The following is a 21,417-nucleotide window of genomic DNA, read 5'->3' on the forward strand; positions in this document are numbered from 1 at the left end:
CCCCTTTGTCGCGTAAGGACACATAGCCACCATTAGGCCCTGTCCGGGCGGCCGGAACCGGCAGTCAAACGCGACGGACGCCCGGATAGCCTGCCGCGGTGACCGAGACCCCCGCTCCCCTGGCCCCGTCCGACGCCCTGCGCTTCGCGTTCGGCACGCTGACCGTGCTGCCGGTCCGCGTCACCCGCTGGGACCGGGCCGCGGCGCGCGGCGGGATGCTGTCCGCGCCGCTGGCCGGGCTGGTCGTCGGGCTGTGCGCGGCCGCGGTCGGCGGGGCGCTGCTGGTGCTCGGCGGCGGGCCGCTGCTCGCCGCGGTCGGCAGCGCCGCGGTGCCCGCCGTGCTCACCCGCGGGCTGCATCTGGACGGGCTCGCCGACACCGCCGACGGCCTGGGCAGCGGCAAGCCCGCCGAGGACGCGCTGCGCATCATGAAGCAGTCCGACATCGGCCCGTTCGGGGTGATCACGCTGCTGTTCACGCTGCTGGCGCAGGTGGCCGCGCTGTCCGAGCGGTACGCGCAGGGCTGGGCGCACGGCGCGGCGGCGGCGGCCGTCGCGGCGATCACCGCCCGCTGTGCGCTGACCCTCGCCTCCCGCGCGGGGGTGCCGGCCGCCCGTCCGGAGGGACTCGGCGCGGCGGTCGCGGGCACCGTCCCGGTACGGGCGGCGCTGCTGTGTGCGGTACTGGTGGCCGCCGGATGCGCGGCCGCCGGCGCCGGCTTCGGCCCGTACGGCGCGCTGCACGCCGGGCTCGCGGCGCTGTGCGGCCTCGGGCTGGGCGAGTTGCTGCTGCGGCACTGCCGGCGGCGGTTCGGCGGGGTGACCGGTGATGTGTTCGGGGCGCTCGCGGAGAGCGCGGGGCTCGCGGCGCTGGTTGTGCTGACGCTCGGTTAGCCTGCCCCGGCGGCCCCTTCCGGGTACCCAACTGACGTGTACGGAAGGGCAGTTCACCCGGTACGCCGGCAACCTCCGGGGCACCGTTATGTGCCGGTGTGCTATCGGACGGGCCTTGTGGCGCCGCCGAGCGTAGGCTCAGCCGGAGCAGCGCGCTGCGCGCAGACGGATTCCCCGGACGGAACAGGACCCTCATCACCGTGACTGCACTGACCCTCAGTACTTCTTCCGCCGCGACGCTGCGCGCGGATGCCGTCGTCGTCGGCGTGGCCAAGGGCGCCAAGGGCGTCGTTGTCGCCCCCGGCGCGGAGACCGTGGACAAGGCCTTCGGCGGCAAGCTCGCCGCCGTGCTGGAGACCCTCGGTGCGAGTGGTGCCGAGGGCGAGGTGACCAAGCTGCCCGCAGCGGACGGCCTCAAGGCGCCGGTCGTGCTGGCGGTCGGCCTGGGTGACGCGCCGGCCAAGGGCGACGGCTTCGGCCACGAGGCGCTGCGGCGTGCCGCGGGCAGCGCCGCCCGCGCGCTGACCGGCACCAAGAAGGCCGGCTTCGCGCTGCCCGTCGAGGACGCCGACGCGGCCGCCGCGGTGACCGAGGGCGCGCTGCTCGGCGCGTACTCCTACGCCGCGAACCGCGACAACGGCGCCGCGAACGGCAAGGGCGGCAAGAAGAACGACGCCAAGTCGGCGCCGCTCGGGGAGGTCGCGCTCCTCGGCGGCAAGCCGCGCGACAAGGAGTTCAAGGCCGCCGCCGCCCGCTCCGAGGCGCTGGCCGCGGAGGTCAACCGCGCCCGTGACCTGATCAACATGCCGCCCAACGACCTCGACCCGAAGACCTTCGCGGCCGAGGCGCAGGCGGCGGCCAAGGAGTTCGGCCTCAAGGTCGAGGTGCTCGACGAGAAGGCGCTCAAGAAGGGCGGCTACGGGGGCCTGCTGGGCGTCGGCCAGGGCTCGCAGGCCCCGCCGCGGCTGGTGCGGATCGCCTACACCCACCCCAAGGCCGAGAAGACCCTGGCGCTGGTCGGCAAGGGCATCACCTACGACTCGGGCGGCATCTCGCTCAAGCCGGCCGGCCACAACGAGACCATGAAGTGCGACATGAGCGGTGCGGCCGCGGTGTTCGCCACGGTCGTGGCCGCCGCCCGGCTGGGCCTGGCGGTGAACCTCACCGGCTGGCTGGCGCTCGCCGAGAACATGCCGTCCGGCTCCGCCACCCGGCCCGGTGACGTGCTGACCATGTACAGCGGCAAGACCGTCGAGGTGCTCAACACCGACGCCGAGGGCCGGCTGGTGCTGGCCGACGCGCTCACCCGCGCCTCGGAGGAGTCGCCGGACGCGATCGTGGACGTCGCCACCCTGACCGGCGCGATGGTGCTGGCGCTGGGCAACCGCACCTTCGGCATCATGGCCAACGACGACGCTTTCCGTACCTCGGTCCACGAGATCGCCGAGGAGGCCGGCGAGCAGTCCTGGCCGATGCCGATGCCGCCCGAGCTGCGCAAGGGCATGGACTCCCCGGTCGCGGACCTCGCCAACATGGGCGAGCGGATGGGCGGCGGCCTGGTCGCCGGCCTGTTCCTGAAGGAGTTCGTCGGCGAGGGCATCACCTGGGCCCACCTGGACATCGCGGGCCCGGCCTTCCACGAGGGCGCGCCCTGGGGCTACACCCCCAAGGGCGGCACGGGCTCCGCGGTGCGCACCCTGGTCCGGCTCGCCGAGCGCACCGCCGCGGGCGACCTGGGCTGATTCCCGGCCCGGGGATCTTCCCCTGGCCCCTTCCCCGCACGGCCCCGGGCTGCTCGCCCGGGGCCGTCGGCGCGTGTGCGTCCCGCGTTCGCCCTCAACGAAATCCGTACGGGCATACGCACCAGTAACCCTTACGAGGCGGCTGATCACCGTCCCAGTGCCCGGCCCGCCGTCCCGGCTTCGTGGAACAAGTGCGAAGATGGGTTCTCGGCAGGACAGGGCCCCCCTTACCCAGGGCCGAAGTAAAAGCGGCCGAACCACAGCCGCCGTCCGGTCATTGGAGACCGGCTCCGGCGTACCCATGCATGGAGGACGTGACGTGGCGAACGACGCCAGCACCGTTTTCGACCTAGTGATCCTCGGAGGCGGTAGCGGTGGTTACGCCGCTGCCCTGCGCGGGGCGCAGCTGGGCCTGGACGTCGCCCTGATCGAGAAGGGCAAGGTCGGAGGCACCTGCCTGCACAACGGCTGCATCCCCACCAAGGCTCTGCTGCACGCCGGTGAGATCGCCGACCAGGCTCGTGAGAGCGAGCAGTTCGGTGTCAAGGCCACTTTCGAGGGCATTGACATCGAGGCTGTCCACAAGTACAAGGACGAGGTCATCTCGGGCCTGTACAAGGGCCTGCAGGGCCTGATCGCCTCCCGCAAGGTGACGTACATCGAGGGCGAGGGCCGGCTGTCCTCCCCGACCTCCGTCGATGTGAACGGCCAGCGTGTCCAGGGCCGCCACGTCCTGCTGGCGACCGGCTCCGTGCCGAAGTCGCTGCCGGGCCTGGACATCGACGGCAACCGCATCATCTCCTCGGACCACGCGCTCACGCTGGACCGCGTGCCGAAGTCCGCGATCGTGCTGGGCGGCGGCGTCATCGGCGTCGAGTTCGCCTCCGCGTGGAAGTCCTTCGGCACCGACGTGACGATCATCGAGGGCCTCAAGCACCTCGTCCCGGTCGAGGACGAGAACAGCTCCAAGCTGCTGGAGCGGGCCTTCCGCAAGCGCGGCATCAAGTTCAACCTCGGCACCTTCTTCGACAAGGCCGAGTACACCGCCGACGGCGTGCAGGTCACCCTCGCCGACGGCAAGACCTTCGAGGCCGAGGTGCTGCTGGTCGCGATCGGCCGCGGGCCGGTCTCGGCGGGCCTCGGCTACGAGGAGCAGGGCGTCGCGATGGACCGCGGCTACGTCCTCGTCGACGAGTACATGCAGACCAACGTGCCGACCATCTCGGCCGTCGGTGACCTCGTTCCCACCCTCCAGCTCGCGCACGTCGGCTTCGCCGAGGGCATGCTGGTGGCGGAGCGGCTGGCCGGTCAGAAGACCGTGCCGATCGACTACGACGGCGTGCCGCGCGTGACGTACTGCCACCCCGAGGTCGCTTCGGTGGGTATCACCGAGGCCAAGGCCAAGGAGCTGTACGGCGCCGACAAGGTCGTCGCTCTCAAGTACAACCTCGCGGGCAACGGCAAGAGCAAGATCCTCAAGACCACGGGCGAGATCAAGCTCGTCCAGGTCAAGGACGGTGCCGTGGTCGGCGTCCACATGGTCGGTGACCGTATGGGCGAGCAGGTCGGTGAGGCCCAGCTGGTCTACAACTGGGAGGCCCTGCCGGCCGAGGTTGCGCAGCTCGTGCACGCGCACCCGACGCAGAACGAGGCGCTCGGCGAGGCCCACCTGGCCCTGGCCGGCAAGCCTCTCCACTCCCACGACTGACCCCAGTCCCGGGCGCGACCACATCCGCACCACACTTGTAAGGAGCAACTGAAACCATGGCGGTTTCCGTAACCCTGCCGGCGCTCGGCGAGAGCGTCACCGAGGGCACCGTCACTCGCTGGCTCAAGGCCGAGGGTGAGCGCGTCGAGGCCGACGAGCCGCTGCTCGAGGTGTCGACCGACAAGGTCGACACCGAGATCCCGGCCCCGGCCGCCGGCGTCCTGACCGCCATCAAGGTGGCCGAGGACGAGACCGTGGAGGTCGGCGCCGAGCTGGCCGTCATCGACGACGGCACCGGCGCGCCTGCCGCTGCCCCGGCCCCGGCCGCTGCCGAGGCCCCCGCGGCCGAGCCGCAGCCCGAGCCTGCCGCGGCTCCGGCCGCCGAGGCCCCGGCCCCCGCCGCTGCCCCCGCGGGCGGCGCCGAGGGCACTGACGTCGTCCTCCCCGCGCTCGGCGAGAGCGTCACCGAGGGCACCGTCACCCGCTGGCTGAAGGAGGTCGGCGAGGAGGTCCAGGCCGACGAGCCGCTGCTGGAGGTCTCCACCGACAAGGTCGACACCGAGATCCCCGCCCCGGCCTCCGGCACCCTGCTGGAGATCGTCGTCGGTGAGGACGAGACCGCCGAGGTCGGCGCCAAGCTCGCCGTCATCGGTGCCGCTGGTGCCGCCCCGGCCGCCGCGCCGGCTCCGGCCGCCCCGGCCCCCGCCGCCGCGCCCGCCCCGGAGCCCACCCCGGCCCCGGCCCCGGCTCCGGCTGCTGCCGCTCCGGCGCCCGCCGCCCCGGCCGCTCCGGCTCCGGCTCCGGCCCCCGCGCCGGCTCCGGCCGCCCCGGCCCCGGCTGCCGCCCCCGCCGCCCCGGCTCCGGCCGCCGGTGAGGGTGCCTACGTCACCCCGCTGGTGCGCAAGCTCGCCGCCGAGAACGGTGTCGACCTCGCCACCGTCAAGGGCACCGGCGTCGGTGGCCGTATCCGCAAGCAGGACGTCATCGCCGCCGCCGAGGCCGCCAAGGCCGCCGCGCCGGCCGCCGCCGCTCCCGCCGTGTCGAAGGCTCCGGCCATCGAGGCGTCGCCGCTGCGCGGTCAGACCGTCAAGATGCCGCGGATGCGCAAGGTCATCGGCGACAACATGATGAAGGCCCTGCACAGCCAGGCGCAGCTGACCTCCGTGGTCGAGGTGGACATCACCAAGATCATGCGGATGCGCAACCAGGCCAAGGACGGGTTCGCGCAGCGTGAGGGCGTCAAGCTCTCTCCGATGCCGTTCTTCGTCAAGGCCGCGGTCCAGGCGCTGAAGGCCCACCCGGTCGTCAACGCCCGGATCAACGAGGACGAGGGCACGATCACCTACTTCGACACCGAGAACGTCGGTATCGCGGTGGACGCGGAGAAGGGCCTGATGACCCCGGTCATCAAGGACGCCGGTGACCTCAACATCGCCGGTATCGCCCGCAAGACGGCGGACCTGGCGGGCAAGGTCCGCGCGAACAAGATCACGCCGGACGAGCTGTCCGGTGCGACCTTCACCATCAGCAACACCGGTTCGCGCGGCGCCCTGTTCGACACCGTCATCGTGCCCCCGAACCAGGTCGGCATCCTGGGCATCGGTGCCACCGTCAAGCGCCCGGTGGTCATCAACCACCCGGACCTCGGCGAGACCATCGCGGTGCGCGACATGACCTACCTCGCGCTCTCCTACGACCACCGTCTGGTGGACGGCGCCGACGCCGCCCGCTACCTGACCACGGTCAAGCAGATCCTGGAGGCCGCCGAGTTCGAGACCGAGATCGGTCTCTGAGTCCCGGCAGTCGCGCAGCAGGCGTGTCCTAGGGGCCGGCCCCGGTTCGTACGAGCCGGGGCCGGCCCTTTTGCGTACCCCGGCCCCGTGCCGGGGTACGCGTCCGCCTCGCGGCCTTTGACAGGCCCCCCGCGCGCCTCCCGGATAATGGCCCTCTGTCACCGCCCGCTCTGAAGGAGCACCTCATGACCCCGCCCGTCGTCCATTCGCTGCGCGAGCAGATCCGCGAGCACATCCTCGAGGGGATCGTCAGCGGCCGCTGGCAGCCGGGCGAGCGGATCGTGGAGCGGCGGATCGCGGTGGAGCTGGAGGTCAGCCAGACGCCCGTCCGGGAGGCGCTGCGGGAGCTGGAGTCGCTCCAGCTGATCGAGTCGGCGCCGAACAAGGGCGTACGGGTGCGGAACCTGACCGCCGCCGACCTCAAGGAGAGCTACCCGGTGCGGGCCGGGCTGGAGCAGGTGGCCGCCGAACTGGCCGCCGGCCGGCTGGCCGAGGACACCGAGGCGCTGGAGCGGGAGGTGGCGGCGCTGCGCGGGGCGGACCGGGCCGGTGACGGGGAGGCACAGGTGCGGCACACGGTCGCCTTCCACCGGGAGATCGTGCGGGCGGCCGGCAACTCCGTGCTGCTGCACACCTGGGAGTCGCTGGGCATCGAGGTCTGGACGACGCTGTCGATCCGCTGGTTCAGCCCGGAGCCGCGCTCGCACGCCCAGGACCACCAGGAGATCGTGGACGCCTTCCGGCGGCGCGATCCGAAGATCGGCGCCCTGCTCAAGTCGCATGTGCTGAGCTGCGCACCCCGGGTCTGAGGCGGCGCCGGGAGGGCGCGGAAACCCCCCTTCGGGACTGGCACGCGGTGCCCGAAAATGCGGCACCCCGTGCCGACCTGCGGTTTTTCCTTCGTTGAGCGTTGATCGATCATCGATCAGAGGCGTATCGTCCTCCCTCGGGGCGCGACAACCCTGCCTGCCGAACTTGTAGGGGGTGTCGTCGCGGGCCCGTCCACCCTGAGGACGCGGCCCGCCCACGACGGCACCCCCGAGCTACCCTCCCGTCCGGAAAGGGGCCACCCATGCCCGATCCCGTGCGCCTGCCGTACAGCCAGCTCGACCAGCTCCCGGATCGCGACCCCGAGGAGACGAGCGAGTGGCGCGAGTCGCTCGACGCCGTCACCAAGGCAGCCGGCCCGCATCGCGCCGCGTACCTCATGCGCCGTGCCCTTGAGCACACCGCGCGCACCGAGGGCACCGCCCTGCCGTCCCTCCTGGAGACGGACTACGTCAACACCATCCCGACCTCCGCCGAGCCCGCCTTCCCGGGCGACGAGGCGATGGAGGCCAGGATCACCGCCTGGAACCGCTGGAACGCCGCCGCGATGGTCACCCGCGGCTCCGCGCTGGGCCTCGGCGGCCACATCGCCACCTTCGCCTCCGCCGCCTGGCTCTACGAGACCGGCTTCCAGCACTTCTTCCGCGGCAAGGAAGGCGACGGCAGCGGCGACCAGCTCTACATCCAGGGCCACGCCTCCCCCGGCGTCTACGCCCGCGCCTTCCTCGAAGGCCGCCTCACCGAGGACCACCTCGACCGCTTCCGCCAGGAGACCGGCGGCGAGGGCCTGCCCTCCTACCCGCACCCGCGGCGGCTGCCCTGGCTGTGGGAGTTCCCCACCGTCTCCATGGGACTCGGCCCGCTCTCCGCGATCTACCAGGCGCGCTTCAACCGCTACCTGGAGCACCGCGGCATCAAGGACACCGCCAACTCCCACGTCTGGGCCTTCCTGGGCGACGGCGAGATGGACGAGCCCGAGTCGACCGCCGCCCTGGCGTTGGCCGGCCGCGAGGGCCTGGACAACCTGACCTTCGTCATCAACTGCAACCTCCAGCGCCTCGACGGCCCGGTCCGCCCCAACTTCAAGATCGTGCAGGAGCTGGAGGCCCAGTTCCGCGCGGCCGGCTGGAACGTCGTCAAGTCGCTGTGGGGCCGCGCCTGGGACGAGATCTTCGCCCTCGACACCGACGGCGCCCTGATCCGCCGCCTCGGCGAGACCCCCGACGCGCAGTTCCAGACGTACGCCACCCGCGACGCCGCCTACCTGCGCGAACACTTCTTCGGCGCCAACGAGTCCCTCCGGGCGCTCGCCGCCGGCCTGTCCGACGCCAAGCTGCTGGAGCTGTTCCAGACCTCCCGGGCCGGCCACGAGCCGCGCAAGGTGTACGCCGCCTACAAGGCCGCCGTCGAGCACCAGGGCGCGCCCACCGTCATCCTGGCGCAGACCGTCAAGGGCTACACCCTCGGCGCGGGCTTCGAGTCCCGCAACGCCAACCACCAGATGAAGAAGCTCACCATGGCGGAGTTCCGCACCATGCGTGACGTGCTCGAACTCCCCATCCCGGACAGCGCGCTGGAAGGCGACCAGGTGCCGTACTGGCGCCCCGCCGAGGACTCCCCCGAGATGGTCTACCTGCGCGAGCGGCGCACCGCCCTCGACGGCCCGGCCCCCGCCCGCAAGGTCGTCGCCAAGCCGCTGCCGATGCCCGCCGACAAGGCCTTCGACGCCCTGAAGAAGGGCTCCGGCAGCCAGGAGATCGCCACCACCATGGCGTTCGTCCGGCTGATCAAGGACCTGATGCGGGACAAGGAGACCGGCAAGCGCTGGGTCCCCATCGTCCCCGACGAGGCCCGCACCTTCGGTATGGAGTCCCTCTTCCCGACGGCCGGCCTCTACTCCCCCAAGGGCGCGACGTACGACCCGGTCGACCGCGATCAGCTGCTCTGGTACAAGGAAGCCAAGAACGGCCAGATCCTCAACGAGGGCATCACCGAGGCCGGTTCGCTCGCCGACTTCACCGCCGCCGCGACCTCGTACGCGACGCACGGCGAGCCGATGATCCCCTTCTACATCTTCTACTCGATGTTCGGCTGGCAGCGCACCGCCGACCAGTTCTGGGCACTGGCCGACCAGTTGGGCCGCGGCTTCGTCATCGGCGCCACCGCCGGCCGCACCACGATGACCGGCGAGGGCCTCCAGCACGCCGACGGCCACTCGCACCTGATCGCCTCCACCAACCCGGCGGCGCTCTCCTACGACCCGGCCTTCGCCTACGAGGTCGCGGTCATCGTCAAGGAGGGCCTGCGCCGGATGTACGGCCCCGAGGCCGAGGACGTCTTCTACTACCTCACGGTCTACAACGAGACCAAGGTCCAGCCGGCCATGCCGGAGGGCGTCGAAGAGGGCATCCTCAAGGGCCTGTACCGCTTCAACGAGGGCACCCGTCCCGAGGCCGACAGCCCGCAGCTCCAGCTGCTGGCATCCGGCACCGCCATCCACTGGGCCCTGGAGGCACAGCAGCTGCTGGCCGCCGACTGGGGTGTGGCGGCGGACGTCTGGTCGGCCCCGTCCTGGACGGAGCTGCGCCGGGACGCCCTGGAGTGCGATGCCGCCCGTCTGGACGGCGACGACCGCATCCCGTACGTCACCCGCGCCCTGGCCGGCGCCCCCGGCCCGGTCATCGCGGTCAGCGACTGGATGCGCGCCGTCCCCGACCAGATCGCCCCCTGGGTCGAGCAGGACTGGACCTCCATCGGCACCGACGGCTTCGGCCTCTCCGACACCCGCGAGGCGGCCCGCCGCCACTTCGGTGTCGACCCCCAGTCGGTCGTCGTCCAGGCCCTGGCCGCACTCGCCCGCCGCGGCGAGGTCAAGCCGGAGGCCGTCAAGGAGGCCAAGGAGCGGTACGGCCTGTAACTAAGGAGGCGGCTCCCGCCCCTCGCCCCTCAGGGGCACCCCGATCTCCCGTGCGGAGGCCACCTTCCCGCGCCCGGGGCCTCCGCACGGGATCCCACCACCGGCCCGGCCGAGCCACGCCCTGACTACGGCCGGGCCGGGTTTGGCGTTTGCCGTGGGCTGGCCGCCGGTTCGCCTACGGCTTGTGGGTGGTGGGGGCGGAGGGGATGTACCGGGGCCCGCCCGCAGGACCGGAGCAAACACCGGGGCAATCAATCCCACGTAGCCGCGTCGCCCGCGCCGAGGACGGGCCCCGGTGCGTCCCCTCCGACCCCCGCGGCAACCACAAACCCCGCAAGGCGCCAGCCCAAACGCAGCCGCAGCAAAAACGCCACGGCCACCCGCACAGGGGCGCGGGGAACTGCGCGCCCAGCCACAACGCACCCGCAGACAAAAACACCGCACCGGCGGACTGTCAGCACCCCCCGGCATCATGGATGCCATGCGCGCAGCCCGGCTGATCAAGATGGTGTTGCTGCTCCAGGCACGTCCGTCAATGACGGCGGCCGAGCTGGCACGAGAGCTGGAGGTATCGGAGCGCACGGTCGCCCGCGACGTCCTCTCGCTGTCCGAGGCGGGCGTGCCCGTCTACGCGGACCGCGGCCGGGCGGGCGGCTACCGCCTCATCGGCGGCTACCGCACCCGCCTCACCGGCCTCGGCCGCAGCGAGGCGGAGGCGCTCTTCCTGTCCGGAGTGCCGTCCGCCCTACGCGAGATGGGGCTCGCGGACGCCGCGTCCGCGGCCCGGCTGAAGGTCTCCGCCGCCTTGCTGCCCGAGCTGCGGGACGCCGCGACGGGCGTCGCCCAGCGCTTCCATCTCGACGCCCCCGCCTGGTATCAGGAGCCCGAGACCCCCGCCCTGCTGCCCGAGATCGCCGACGCGGTCTGGGACGACCGCAGGATCACCGCCCGCTACCTCCGCAAGGACACCGAGGTGGAGCGGGAGTTGGAGCCGTACGGCCTCGTGCTGAAGGCGGGCGTCTGGTATCTGGCGGCGCGTACGCAGGGCGACTACCGCGTCTACCGGGTCGACCGGTTCACCTCCGTGGCAGTCGCGGAACCCGACAACGCCCCCGGGACCGAGAACACCGGCGAACGGTTCACCCGCGACGCGACCTTCGACCTCCCGGCGTTCTGGGCGGAGCGGGCCGCCCAGTTCGCCCGGTCGATCCTCCGCGAGGAGGTCACGCTGCGGCTCTCCGCCGGCGGCGTCCGCCAACTGCCGTACGTCACCGAACGCACGGCGGCCCGCAAGGCGATCGCCCGGGCGCAGTCCGAGGGCGGCCCCGACGAGCAGGGCCGGCTGACGGTCACCCTCGCCGTGGAGTCCGCCGACGTCGCCTACGCCCAGCTGCTGGCACTGGGCCCGGAGGGCGAGATACTCGCGCCCCCCGAGCTACGTGCCCGCTTCGCCACGGCCGCCCACCGCACGGCGGCGCTGTACACCTGACCGCTCATGCCCCAAAGGGGGCGCGACCAGCCACGACGGCAGCCGCAGACGAAACCGCCCGGCCCCCGGGCCCGAAGGGCCCCCCGCGGCCCCTAGCGATAGTCCGCCGCACTCCCGTCCTTGCCCCCGAAGACCACGTCCTCGATGTACCCGAACCCGTCGGGCCGGGACCCATCCGTGTCGGTGAAGTCGTACTCCTTCGCCAACTGGCCGCTGGAGAGCGACTGCCCGCTCCAGCGGGCCTTGTCGGGGTCGGCGGCCAGCGCCCGCAGCCCGCGGGCGATCAGGGCCGGGGACTCGGCGATGGCGAAGTGCGGTTCCTGGGCCACCGCGTCGCGCCAGGTCTCCTCCGTCACCCCGAAGTGGTCCAGCATCTCCTCGGACCGCAGAAAGCCGGGGGTGAGCGAGACGGCCGTGCCGCCGTGTTCCTTGAGCTCGGCGGCGAGGCCGAAGGCGATGCGGTGCGGGGCGTTCTTGGTGAGGTCGAAGCAGAGGTTTTCGCGGTACCGGCGGTTGAAGGTGGCGGTGCCGTCGGTGATTTCGACGACCAGGCCGCCGGGCCGCCGGATCAGCAGCGGCAGGGCGTAATGGCTGGTGATGATGTGGCTGTCGATGCCGAGCCGGAACATCCGCAGCCCGTTCTCCAGGTCGAGATCCCACAGCCTGGTGTCGAACTCGATCAGCCGGTCGCCGCCCCAGAGGCTGTTGACCAGCACGTCCAGCCGGCCCTGCGCGCGGTCGATGCGCTCGGTCAGCGCCTTGACCTGCGCGGGATCCAGATGGTCGGTCGGTACGGCGATCCCGGTGCCGCCCGCCGCGGTCACCAGCTCCGCGGTCTGCTCGATCGTCTCCGTCGGCCGGCCGACCTCGCTCACCCGCTCCCGGGTGGTCCGGCCGGTCACATAGACCAGGGCGCCGGCCCGGCCCAGCTCCACCGCCATGGCCCGGCCCGCGCCCCGGGTCGCCCCGGCAACCAGCGCCACCCGTCCCGCCAGTTCCTTCTGTCCGGTCACGTACGCCACTCCTCGCTGTCAGGTGCCTTGTCGTGTTGCATGGCGACCCTGACAGCGATACCCGACACCTTCTGTCCGGATTCAGCGGGCACTGCCCGGCAATCCGTCCACCGGGTCACGGATGCGGCGCCCGTACGCTCCCTCCGGCCCGCAGCCGCCCGGTGACCTCCGCCGGGGCGTCCGGCCCGGCCGGTGTGGCGAGGGTGTTCTCCTCGGCGGTGGCGCGGACGCCGCCCGTGACGTCGAGTCCGCCGACCGCCGGGCTGCCGGCCGCGAGCAGGTACCCCTTCCCGGACTTCGCCTGCCAGTGGATGTCCCCGACCACCTGGGGCCCGAAGCGGCTACAGGCGGCGGTGTTCCCGGCCCGCCCGGCGATCCGCCCGGGGTCGGCCGGGCGCGCGGCGGGCGGCAGGAACCGCAGGGTCACGCTGCCGGGCCCGCGCCAGGTGTCGGCGCGGGTGCACACCCAGGCCGCGCTGCCGCCGTCCTCCGGAAGCTGCTGCCGGGCGAACTCCCAGGTGTTGACGGCCCGTACGCCGGTGCCCCGCAGCGACCCGAGCGAGCAGGCCGTACGGGCCCAGTTCCGCAGGGCGGGCGCAGCGGTCGCACCGGTCGGTGCCCCGGCCGGTGCTCCGGCGGACGGCGGGGGCCCGGAGGAGAGGTGGGCGGGGACGAGATCGTCGAGGTCGGCGACCATGAAGGCGGTGTCGGGGCCGGCCGCCACGATCCGCGTCGAGGGCCGCAACCGGGCCACCGGCCAGCGCCCGCAGCCGGCGCCCGCCGCGGGCGGGAGCGGGATCCGGTCGGTGACACCGTCGGGGGCGACATGCAGCCCGTGCGGCGGGGCGGCCGGGGTCAGCAGATCCCGGGTGGTGATCTCGGAGATCCACGGCGCGAGCAGATAGCGCATCCAGCCGTTGCCGCGCCCGATCACCAGCGCGGCAGCGGTCGTCAGATCCGCGGCGTCGACCCGGGCGAAGTGCAGGGTGGGCGTGGCGTCTTCGGGCTCGGCGTAGCGGACCAGGCGCTCCCCGTCGTACAGGACCACCACCATGACGTTGTCGATCAGCCCTGCGTACAGCAGCTGCGGCGGATGGCCGGGCGGCCGGGTGGAGGTGCCCGCGGCCGCCCTGATCCGGGTGTCGGCGGGCGGCGCCGCCCAGACGCGCAGCGCCCGTGCCAGCAGTTTGCGGTCGCCGGCCTGCCGGCCGCGGACGGGCCAGGCGGTGAAGTCGACCCGGGAGGTGTCCGCCCACTGCTCGTTGGGGGTGCGCAGCAGCCGGCCCGGGTCCAGCGCCTGCTCCGCGGCGGTCCGGGCTCGCCGGTCCGCCGGGTCGGGCCAGGTCCCGGCCGCCGCCGCACCGATCGCGAGTACGGCCGCCACCGCGGCCACCACCCGCACCCGCTGCCGGCGGCGCAGCAGATCCGTCGGCCGGGTCTGCACCATGCACGGGTCGAACTCCCCCGAGCTCAGCAGCGCCGCCGCACCGGCCCCGGTCTCCAGGTCCAGCTGCGCGGCCGCGCGCTGCGCCGCGTCCGGTTCCTCGGCCCCGGCCCGCGCCAGCACGCCGCGCGCGGCGTCCTCGTCCAGCCCTTCCAGATGCCACAGCCCGAGGGCGGCCCGCACCGCTGCCGGGACGGCGGACAGCGCCTGGTCCAGGGCGAGTTCATCGGCGCCGCCGGCCCGCGGGAACAGCCGCAGCCCCCAGACCAGGGGCAGCGCCGGCAGTACCCGGCCCGGCTGTCCCTCGTACGCCAGCGCCAGCCGCAGGGCCCGTTGGCGGACCAGGTCGTAGCCGGACTCGGGGGCCGGGCCGCGCTGCGCCGGCAGCCCGCCGTCCGGGCGGCGCAGCCGGGTCCGGGGCAGCGCGCGCTGGACCAGACCGTGGGCGGTCAGGACCCGGCGGTGGCGGCCCATCGACGGGGGCAGTACGAGGTAGGTGAGGCGGACGAGCCGTGGATAGTGCTCGACGATGGCCGCCTCGGCCCGTTCGACATCGGCCCGGGTGCGTTCGTCCATGGGCATGGCCTGGAACAGCCCTTCGCGAAATGAGGGATATGCGGTCGTTGTCCGTTGCACGCCTTCCAACGAGTGATTCTTGGGACGGTCACAAGACGGATCACCGACCGGGGTGAGCGAGCCGCGGTCCGAACACCCCGTCACCCTCCCGGGCGGCCCGTCATCATTCCGGATAACGACCCCGTCGCATCCGGGGGACTCCGCATGCGACGGGCGCCGGCAGGGCAGATGCTGGAGCGGTGATGGACGAGACGGAGTTCTGGGAGCTGATCGACGCCTCCCGCGAGAGCGCTGAGGGTGATCCCGAGGAGCAGGCCGACGCACTGGTCGAGCGGCTGCTCGGGCTCGACCCGGACGCCGTCGTGGACTTCGCCCGCCACTTCGAGGCCCGCTACAACCGGGCGTACTCCTGGGATCTGTGGGCCGCCGCCTCGGTGATGCTGGGCGGCGCCAGCGATGACGCCTTCGACTACTTCCGCTGCTGGCTGATCGGCCAGGGCCGGGAGGTCTTCGAGGGCGGGCTGCACGACCCGGATCAGCTCGCCGAGCTGGTGGACGACTTCGACGAGTCGGTGGACGGCGACGCCGAGGAGCTGGGCTACGCGGCCGATGAGGCGTACGAGCAGATGACCGGCGGGGTGATGCCGGACCTGGAGCTGCCCCCGCCGCCCCGCGAACCGCTCGGCGCCTACCTCGACTTCGACGACGAGCGGACCATGGCGGAGCGCTTCCCCACCCTCTGGGACCGCTTCCGGCCGTAGCGCCATCGGGCCGGAGGGCACGCCCCGGCCCCGGGTTCCGTCCCCGGCCCGCCACTGCGGGCAGTATGGCTCCATGCGGATCGCGATCACCGGCTCGACCGGACTCATCGGCACGGCGCTCGTACGGTCTCTGCGCACCGAGGGCGGCCATGAGGTCGTCCGGCTCGTACGGCGGGCGCCCACGGCCGCCGACGAGGTGCGCTGGGACCCCGGGCGCCAGGAGGTCGACGCGGCCGGGCTGGCCGGCTGCGAGGCGGTGGTCCATCTGGCCGGCGCCGGGGTCGGCGACCATCGCTGGACGGCCGCCTACAAGCAGGAGATCCGGGACAGCCGGGTGCTGGGCACCCGCACCCTCGCCACGGCCCTCGCCGCCATGGACACCCCACCGCGGGTCCTCGTGTGCGGCAGCGCGATCGGCTACTACGGCGACACCGGCGACCGGCGCACGGACGAGAACGCGCCGGCCGGCCACGGCTTCCTGCCGGAGGTCTGTGTGGCCTGGGAGGACGCCGCGACACCGGCCCAGGACGCGGGGATCCGTACCGTCTTCGCGCGCACCGGTCTGGTCGTGGCGCGCGCGGGCGGCGCCTGGGGCCGGCTCTTCCCGCTCTTCCGGCTCGGTCTGGGCGGGCGGCTCGGCGACGGCAGTCAGTACTGGAGCTTCATCTCCCTGGACGACCACATCGCAGCGCTTCGCCATCTCCTCGACACCGGGGACCTTGCCGGGCCGGTGAACCTCACGGCCCCGGAACCGGTCACCAACCGCGAGGTCACCGCCGTGATGGGCAAGGTGCTGCACCGGCCCACGCTGTTCTCCGTCCCGGCGCCGGTGCTGCGGATCGCCCTCGGCGAGTTCGCCGGTGATGTGCTGGGCAGCCAGCGGGTCGTCCCGCGGCGGCTGCTGGACTCCGGGTTCACTTTCCGCCACCCCGGCATCATGGAAGCGGTCCGGGCGGCCGCCGCGTAGGGCCCGCCTTCCGGACCGGCGAGGCCTCCCGGCGGGCCTGGCCAAGGGGCTCCGGCGCGCCCGCGGACGCCCCACACACCCGGGCAGCAGCCTCTCCGGTGCCACCTCACACCCACGAATCGGCATCTCTCGCAGCTGTACCGGGCATGACACTCGGTGCCGCCATTTGGGACCGACCCCGGGAGGGGCAAGTGCTGCGCACCGCATCGGACGTGGACGTCGTCATCGTGGGAGCCGGCCCGGCCGGTCTCGCCGCCGCCCGCCATCTGACCGGCGTGGGAGTGTCGGTCACCGTTCTGGAGGCCGCCGCACGCATCGGCGGCCGGTCCGTCACCGACCCCCTCGACGGCTTCCGGCTGGACCGCTGTGGCCGGCCGCTGACCGTCTCCGCCGCCGAACTGCGCCGTACGCCGGGGCTCGGCGAGCTGGCCCTGCGTCCGTTCGCCCCCGGTCTGAGCCTCCACAACGGCCAGCGGGCGCAGCGCGTCAGCGCCCCCCGGAGCACGAGAGCCGCCCTTGCCGCGGCCCGCGCCCTCTCCCGCGCCGACCGCCGTACGGAACGCCGGACGGACCGTCAGGTGAGCCGCCAGGTGGGGCGTCAGGTGGGCCGTCAGGTGAGCCGCCTCACCGACCGGCGGACCGTCCAGGACACCGACCGCCGTACGGACCGGAGCAGCGACCACACCGCCGTCGCTCCCCCCGCCTCCGCCACCCACGCCCCGGCCGCCGACCGGCCGATCCGCGACGTGCTGGCGGGCCGCCCCGCCTTCCCGCCACGCGCCCATGACGCGCTGCTGCGGCCCCTGCTGGGCGCGCTGCTGTGCGATCCGCAGCTGGGCGGCTCCAGCCGGGGTGCCGCGGCGGCGCTGCGCGCCTACGCGGAGGGCCGGTTGTGGCTGCCGGCCGGCGGCGCCGACGCCGTCCCCGAACTGCTCGCCGCCGCCCTGCCACCCGGCACGGTCCGTACGTCCGTGCAGGTCACCGCCGTCTCCACGACCGGCGTCAGCACCGCGGAGCACGGCCATATCCCGTGCCGGGCGGTGCTGGTGGCGACCGGCGCGCGCGAGGCGGCCGAGCTGCTGCCGGGACTGCGGGTGCCCGCCTTCCACCCGGTGACCGTCCTGCACCACTCCGCGGCGGTGGCCCCCGGGAGCCGCGGCGCGGCGGCCCGTGACACGACGCTGATCCTGCCGACGGACGGCCCCGTCGCGTACACCTACGCCGCCGGCGCGATCGACCCGTCCCGTACGCCGCCGGGCCGGTCCCTGATCACCACGGCCGTGCTCGGCGCCGCGGCCGCGCTGCCGCTGTCCGTCCTCGAACGGACGGTCCGGCCCCACCTCGACCGGATCTACGGCGCGCACACCGAGGACCGGCAGCTGCTGACCGCCCATCACACCCCGTACGCGGTCCCGGCGATGCCCGCCCCGTACGACCCGGAGCGCACGGTGCGGGTGCTCGCCGGGCTCTATGTCTGCGGCGACCACCGCGACACCAGCACGCTCCAGGGCGCCCTGAACTCGGGACGGCGCGCGGCCCGCGCCGTCCTCCAGGACTTCGGCCTGCCCGGTCTCACGACGGAACCGGACACCTTGCCCACCGCGGCCTGACCCCGCGGCCGGGCCCGGGTCACCCCAGCGCCGCCACCCGCTCCTGGTACCCGCGGACCGCCGCCGCGTCCCGGTACGGCTCCAGGCGGCGCTCGAACTCCCTGACGTACTCATGGGCCCGTACGGACCGCATCTCGGAGGCCTGGAGCGCCGCCTCGGCACCCAGCGTGCAGGCCTGCTCCAGCTCGCCCAGGCCCAGCCGCGCGGTCGCCAGCACCACCCGGCAGAACAGCCGGCTGCGCGCGAAGCCGGCGGCGCGCAGCTGGAGGGAGCGTTCGGCGTGCTGGGAGGCCGCGCGGTACTGCTGGAGGTCGCGGTGGCAGTGCGCCAGTTCGTCGGCGAGCTGTGCCTCGTCGAAGAAACGCGCCCAGTACGGGGTGTCGTCGCCGGGGCGGACGGTCTCCAGCGCCCGCTCGGCACGGGCCAGCGCCGCGGTGCAGGCCCGGACCTCGCCGAGCACACCGTGGCCGCGGGCCTCCGCGGAGTGCAGCAGCGCCTGCACCGTGGGCGGTGCGCTGCTGCCGATGCCCTGCTGGGCGACGCGCGCCAGCTGGACCGCCTCCCTGCCGTGCCCCAGATAGACGGCCTGCCGGCTCATCGTCACCAGGACGTAGGACCCGTACGCCCGGTCTCCGGCGGCCTGGGCCAGCCGCAGGGCCTGGACGAAGTACCGCTGCGCCAGCCCGTGGGCCGCGATGTCGTACGAGGTCCAGCCGGCCAGCCGGGTCAGATCGGCGGCGGCGGCGGCGAACAGCCGGCGGCCGGTGGCCTCGCCGTAGGTGCCGCGCAGCATCGGCTCGGCCTCGTGCTCCAGATAGCGCACCAGGGCCTGCCGGGCGTGGCCGCCGCCGTAGGCGTGGTCCAGCGCCCGGAACAGTTCGCCCACCGAGCGCAGCGCCGCGATGTCGCCGGAGGTGACCCGGGAGCCCTGGGTGCGGTCGACCCGGTCGGTGCGGCGCTGGCGCGGCACCGTGGCGGGGCGGCCGCCCTGTGCGGGCACCCGGCCCGCACCCTCGGGGACCGGCTCGCCGCGGGCGACGCGCTCGTCGGCCCGGCCGATCAGCCAGTCCCGGCTGGGCACCACCAGCCCGGCGGGGGTGAAGGCGATCTTGCGGAGCTCGGCGTGGCTGCCGGAGTCCTTGCGCCACAGGCCGCTGACGATGTCCACCGCCTCGCTGGGGGTCGCGGCGAACTCCAGCCCGGCGTAGACCGGCGCACAGGCGTCCAGGCCGAGGTCCTGGGCGGACAGCCGGCGCCCCAGCCGGCGGGTGAACACCTCCGCGATCAGTGCGGGGGTGGTGCCTCTGGGCTGCTGGCCGCGCAGCCAGCGGGTCACCGACGTCTTGTCGTAACGGAGGTCGAGGCCGTGCTCGATGCCCAGCTGATCGACGCGTCTGGCCAGCCCGGCATTGGAGAATCCGGCCTCGGCGATGAGCGCGGCCAGCTGGCGGTTGGGCGTGTGGTGCGGGGGTCGTTCCGTCATCAGCTTTACCGGTCTCCTGCCTTCCGGGCCGCACTGCCGGGTTCGGCGGACCCTGTCCGGCATGCTCAGCGCCCTTGTGGAACGGCGTGAATGTAACGGCCTTCGGCGGCCCGATCCTGGCCTGTGACCCGCGTTCATCCGATCGTGTGAGCAGGGACGTACCGGCCGGGACCCCCGGCCGCCTGCGGGGACCGGAGCCGGCGGCCGTACAGTGGCATGGGCGCGAAGTGGCATCAACGTTGCAGCAAAGTGCAACGAAGGTTCGAAGAGGAGCTGCCGTGACTGCGATCTCTCGGGGGGAGACCCCCGTACCCGAGGGGCTGCGCTTTGTGCATCTGGGCTTCGGCGCCGAGGCCGTGGAGTACGAATCCGCCTGGCAGGAGCAGCGCCGGGTGCACGCCGCCCGGTTCGCCGACGAGGTACCCGACACCTGTCTGCTGCTGGAACACCAGGCCGTCTACACGGCGGGGCGGCGGACGTCCGATGACGAGCGGCCGCTGGACGGGACCCCGGTCGTCGACGTGGACCGCGGCGGGAAGATCACCTGGCACGGGCCCGGCCAGCTGGTGGGCTACCCCATCCAGAAACTGCCGCGTCCGGTTGACGTCGTGGCCCATGTCCGCCGTCTCGAAGACGCGCTGATCCGGGTCTGCGCCGAGTTCGGCGTGGAGGGCACCCGGGTCGAGGGCCGCAGCGGGGTGTGGGTGCTGGGCGACCCGGTCGAGGAGCGGGCGGCCCTGGGCGGGCTGAACCTCGACTTCGACCCGCGGGTCACGGACGAGCTCTTCGACCCGCGGCTGAACGGTCCGGAGTACGCGCCGTCCAACGCCGGCCAGCGCCGTGAGGACCGCAAGCTCGCCGCGATCGGCATCCGCGTCGCCAAGGGCGTCACGATGCACGGCTTCGCGCTGAACGTGAACCCGGACAACACCTCGTTCGACAAGATCGTCCCGTGCGGTATCCGGGACGCCGGTGTCGCCTCGCTGGCCAACGAGCTCGGCCGCGAGATCACCATCGCCGAGGTGCTGCCCGTGGCCGAGAAGCATCTGCGGGACGTCCTCGAGGGCGCCGAACTGCTCCCCCGCGCGGTCTGAACGGCAGGGCGCCGGTCATGCACCCCGGAGACCGCAGGGAATGCACCCCCGCCATACGGGGTTGCACCGCACGTAAAGACGTGCGAATCAACGGGCGTACCCTGGTGTACGCCGAAGAAACGAAGTCGTAGGGAGCCGGTCGTGTCCGCAGTCGCACCCGACGGACGCAAGATGTTGCGCCTGGAGGTCCGGAACAGCCAGACCCCCATCGAGCGCAAGCCCGAGTGGATCAAGACCCGGGCGAAGATGGGTCCCGAGTACAACCACCTCCAGGGCCTGGTCAAGAGCGAGGGTCTGCACACGGTCTGCCAGGAGGCGGGCTGTCCCAACATCTTCGAATGCTGGGAGGACCGCGAGGCGACCTTCCTCATCGGTGGTGACCAGTGCACCCGCCGCTGTGACTTCTGCCAGATCGACACCGGCAAGCCGCAGGAGCTGGACCGCGACGAGCCCCGCCGGGTCGCCGAGTCCGTGCAGACCATGGGCCTGAAGTACGCCACGATCACCGGCGTCGCGCGCGACGACCTGGAGGACGGCGGCGCCTGGCTCTACGCCGAGACGGTCCGGCAGATCCACGCCGCGATGCCCGACACCGGCGTCGAGCTGCTGATCCCCGACTTCAACGCGGTCCCCGAGCAGCTCGCCGAGGTCTTCTCCTCCCGCCCGGAGGTGCTGGCCCACAACGTCGAGACGGTCCCGCGGATCTTCAAGCGGATCCGCCCCGGCTTCCGCTACGAGCGCTCGCTGGAGGTCATCTCCAAGTCCCGCGAGGCCGGTCTGGTCACCAAGTCCAACCTCATCCTGGGCATGGGCGAGACCCGCGAGGAGATCAGCCAGGCGCTCCAGGACCTGTACGACGCGGGCTGTGAGCTGATCACGATCACCCAGTACCTGCGCCCGACCGTGCGCCACCACCCCATCGACCGCTGGGTCAAGCCCGCCGAGTTCGTGGAGCTCCAGGAAGAGGCCGAGGAGATCGGCTATGCGGGTGTCATGTCCGGCCCGCTGGTCCGCTCCTCCTACCGCGCCGGCCGCCTTTACCAGCAGGCCATGGACCGGCGCGCGGCCGAGACGGCCAGTCAGGCGGTTTGACGCTCCC

The 21,417-nt window shown here is 73.1% G+C and carries 15 protein-coding genes; 12 read left to right on the forward strand and 3 right to left on the reverse strand.

The features are described 5' to 3' along the window. The first annotated feature begins 98 nt into the window (after positions 1-98). The 7 genes from CP981_RS10795 (at position 99) to CP981_RS10825 (ending at position 11,370) form a co-directional block, all read left to right on the forward strand. Positions 99-893: an adenosylcobinamide-GDP ribazoletransferase gene (locus tag CP981_RS10795; RefSeq protein WP_085925374.1), complete on the forward strand. Its 795-nt coding sequence runs from the start codon at positions 99-101 to the stop codon at positions 891-893. Between the two features lie 200 nt (positions 894-1,093). Then, positions 1,094-2,635, forward strand: coding sequence for a leucyl aminopeptidase (locus tag CP981_RS10800; protein ID WP_085925373.1), 1,542 nt, complete (start codon positions 1,094-1,096; stop codon positions 2,633-2,635). 319 nt (positions 2,636-2,954) lie between these two features. After that, entirely contained in the window at positions 2,955-4,343 is a 1,389-nt protein-coding gene (gene lpdA / locus CP981_RS10805; RefSeq protein ID WP_085925372.1) for a dihydrolipoyl dehydrogenase, read from the forward strand. Positions 4,344-4,399: 56 nt separating this feature from the next. Further along, a complete protein-coding gene (sucB, locus tag CP981_RS10810; RefSeq protein ID WP_085925371.1) occupies positions 4,400-6,136 on the forward strand; it encodes a 2-oxoglutarate dehydrogenase, E2 component, dihydrolipoamide succinyltransferase in 1,737 nt (578 codons plus the stop codon). A gap of 185 nt (positions 6,137-6,321) precedes the next feature. Continuing rightward, complete coding sequence (locus CP981_RS10815; protein ID WP_085925370.1) at positions 6,322-6,945, forward strand: GntR family transcriptional regulator; 624 nt, start codon at positions 6,322-6,324, stop codon at positions 6,943-6,945. Positions 6,946-7,208: 263 nt separating this feature from the next. Continuing rightward, on the forward strand, positions 7,209-9,881 hold the full coding sequence (gene aceE / locus CP981_RS10820; RefSeq protein ID WP_085925369.1) for a pyruvate dehydrogenase (acetyl-transferring), homodimeric type: 2,673 nt from the start codon (positions 7,209-7,211) through the stop codon (positions 9,879-9,881). A gap of 481 nt (positions 9,882-10,362) precedes the next feature. Continuing rightward, positions 10,363-11,370 carry a helix-turn-helix transcriptional regulator gene (locus tag CP981_RS10825; RefSeq protein WP_085925397.1) on the forward strand — a complete coding sequence of 336 codons (1,008 nt, stop codon included), beginning with the start codon at positions 10,363-10,365 and terminating at the stop codon, positions 11,368-11,370. A gap of 92 nt (positions 11,371-11,462) precedes the next feature. Here the strand turns inward: CP981_RS10825 and CP981_RS10830 are convergent, their stop codons facing one another. Together CP981_RS10830 and CP981_RS10835 are read right to left on the reverse strand one after the other, a co-directional pair. After that, positions 11,463-12,383 carry an SDR family oxidoreductase gene (locus CP981_RS10830; RefSeq protein WP_085925368.1) on the reverse strand — a complete coding sequence of 307 codons (921 nt, stop codon included), beginning with the start codon at positions 12,381-12,383 and terminating at the stop codon, positions 11,463-11,465. A gap of 115 nt (positions 12,384-12,498) precedes the next feature. Beyond that, entirely contained in the window at positions 12,499-14,403 is a 1,905-nt protein-coding gene (locus CP981_RS10835) for a hypothetical protein (RefSeq protein WP_085925367.1), read from the reverse strand. Between the two features lie 242 nt (positions 14,404-14,645). Here CP981_RS10835 and CP981_RS10840 point away from each other — a divergent pair, with 242 nt between their 5' ends. The 3 genes from CP981_RS10840 (at position 14,646) to CP981_RS10850 (ending at position 17,741) form a co-directional block, all read left to right on the forward strand. Next, the gene (locus tag CP981_RS10840) at positions 14,646-15,164 is read left to right on the forward strand and encodes a DUF4240 domain-containing protein (RefSeq protein ID WP_085925366.1); all 519 of its coding nucleotides are present in this window, start codon (positions 14,646-14,648) and stop codon (positions 15,162-15,164) included. A 73-nt stretch (positions 15,165-15,237) separates the two neighbouring features. Continuing rightward, a complete protein-coding gene (locus tag CP981_RS10845; RefSeq protein WP_085925365.1) occupies positions 15,238-16,131 on the forward strand; it encodes a TIGR01777 family oxidoreductase in 894 nt (297 codons plus the stop codon). A gap of 191 nt (positions 16,132-16,322) precedes the next feature. Next, the gene (locus tag CP981_RS10850; protein ID WP_085925364.1) at positions 16,323-17,741 is read left to right on the forward strand and encodes an FAD-dependent oxidoreductase; all 1,419 of its coding nucleotides are present in this window, start codon (positions 16,323-16,325) and stop codon (positions 17,739-17,741) included. Between the two features lie 19 nt (positions 17,742-17,760). On the opposite strand, the gene CP981_RS10855 is transcribed toward CP981_RS10850, so the two are convergent. Then, positions 17,761-19,224 (reverse strand): NsdA family TPR-like regulatory protein, encoded by a 1,464-nt coding sequence (locus CP981_RS10855; protein ID WP_150522323.1) that lies wholly within the window; start codon positions 19,222-19,224, stop codon positions 17,761-17,763. A 278-nt stretch (positions 19,225-19,502) separates the two neighbouring features. On the opposite strand from CP981_RS10855, the gene lipB reads away from it, so the two are divergent. Together lipB and lipA are read left to right on the forward strand one after the other, a co-directional pair. Continuing rightward, entirely contained in the window at positions 19,503-20,318 is an 816-nt protein-coding gene (gene lipB, locus CP981_RS10860) for a lipoyl(octanoyl) transferase LipB (protein ID WP_244329612.1), read from the forward strand. Between the two features lie 141 nt (positions 20,319-20,459). Then, on the forward strand, positions 20,460-21,410 hold the full coding sequence (lipA, locus tag CP981_RS10865; protein ID WP_085925361.1) for a lipoyl synthase: 951 nt from the start codon (positions 20,460-20,462) through the stop codon (positions 21,408-21,410). The last annotated feature ends 7 nt before the right edge of the window (positions 21,411-21,417 follow it).

It is taken from the genome of Streptomyces platensis, assembly GCF_008704855.1.
Classification (GTDB): Bacteria; Actinomycetota; Actinomycetes; order Streptomycetales; family Streptomycetaceae; genus Streptomyces; species Streptomyces platensis.

Excerpts from the sequence above, each read along its gene's own strand:
- sucB (WP_085925371.1), top strand. The coding sequence starts at position 4,400 with ATGGCGGTTTCCGTAACCCTGCCGGCGCTCGGCGAGAGCGTCACCGAG.
- CP981_RS10855 (WP_150522323.1), bottom strand. The coding sequence starts at position 19,224 with ATGACGGAACGACCCCCGCACCACACGCCCAACCGCCAGCTGGCCGCG.
- CP981_RS10840 (WP_085925366.1), top strand. The coding sequence starts at position 14,646 with ATGGACGAGACGGAGTTCTGGGAGCTGATCGACGCCTCCCGCGAGAGC.
- CP981_RS10835 (WP_085925367.1), bottom strand. The coding sequence starts at position 14,403 with ATGGACGAACGCACCCGGGCCGATGTCGAACGGGCCGAGGCGGCCATC.
- aceE (WP_085925369.1), top strand. The coding sequence starts at position 7,209 with ATGCCCGATCCCGTGCGCCTGCCGTACAGCCAGCTCGACCAGCTCCCG.
- CP981_RS10825 (WP_085925397.1), top strand. The coding sequence starts at position 10,363 with ATGCGCGCAGCCCGGCTGATCAAGATGGTGTTGCTGCTCCAGGCACGT.
- CP981_RS10815 (WP_085925370.1), top strand. The coding sequence starts at position 6,322 with ATGACCCCGCCCGTCGTCCATTCGCTGCGCGAGCAGATCCGCGAGCAC.
- CP981_RS10845 (WP_085925365.1), top strand. The coding sequence starts at position 15,238 with ATGCGGATCGCGATCACCGGCTCGACCGGACTCATCGGCACGGCGCTC.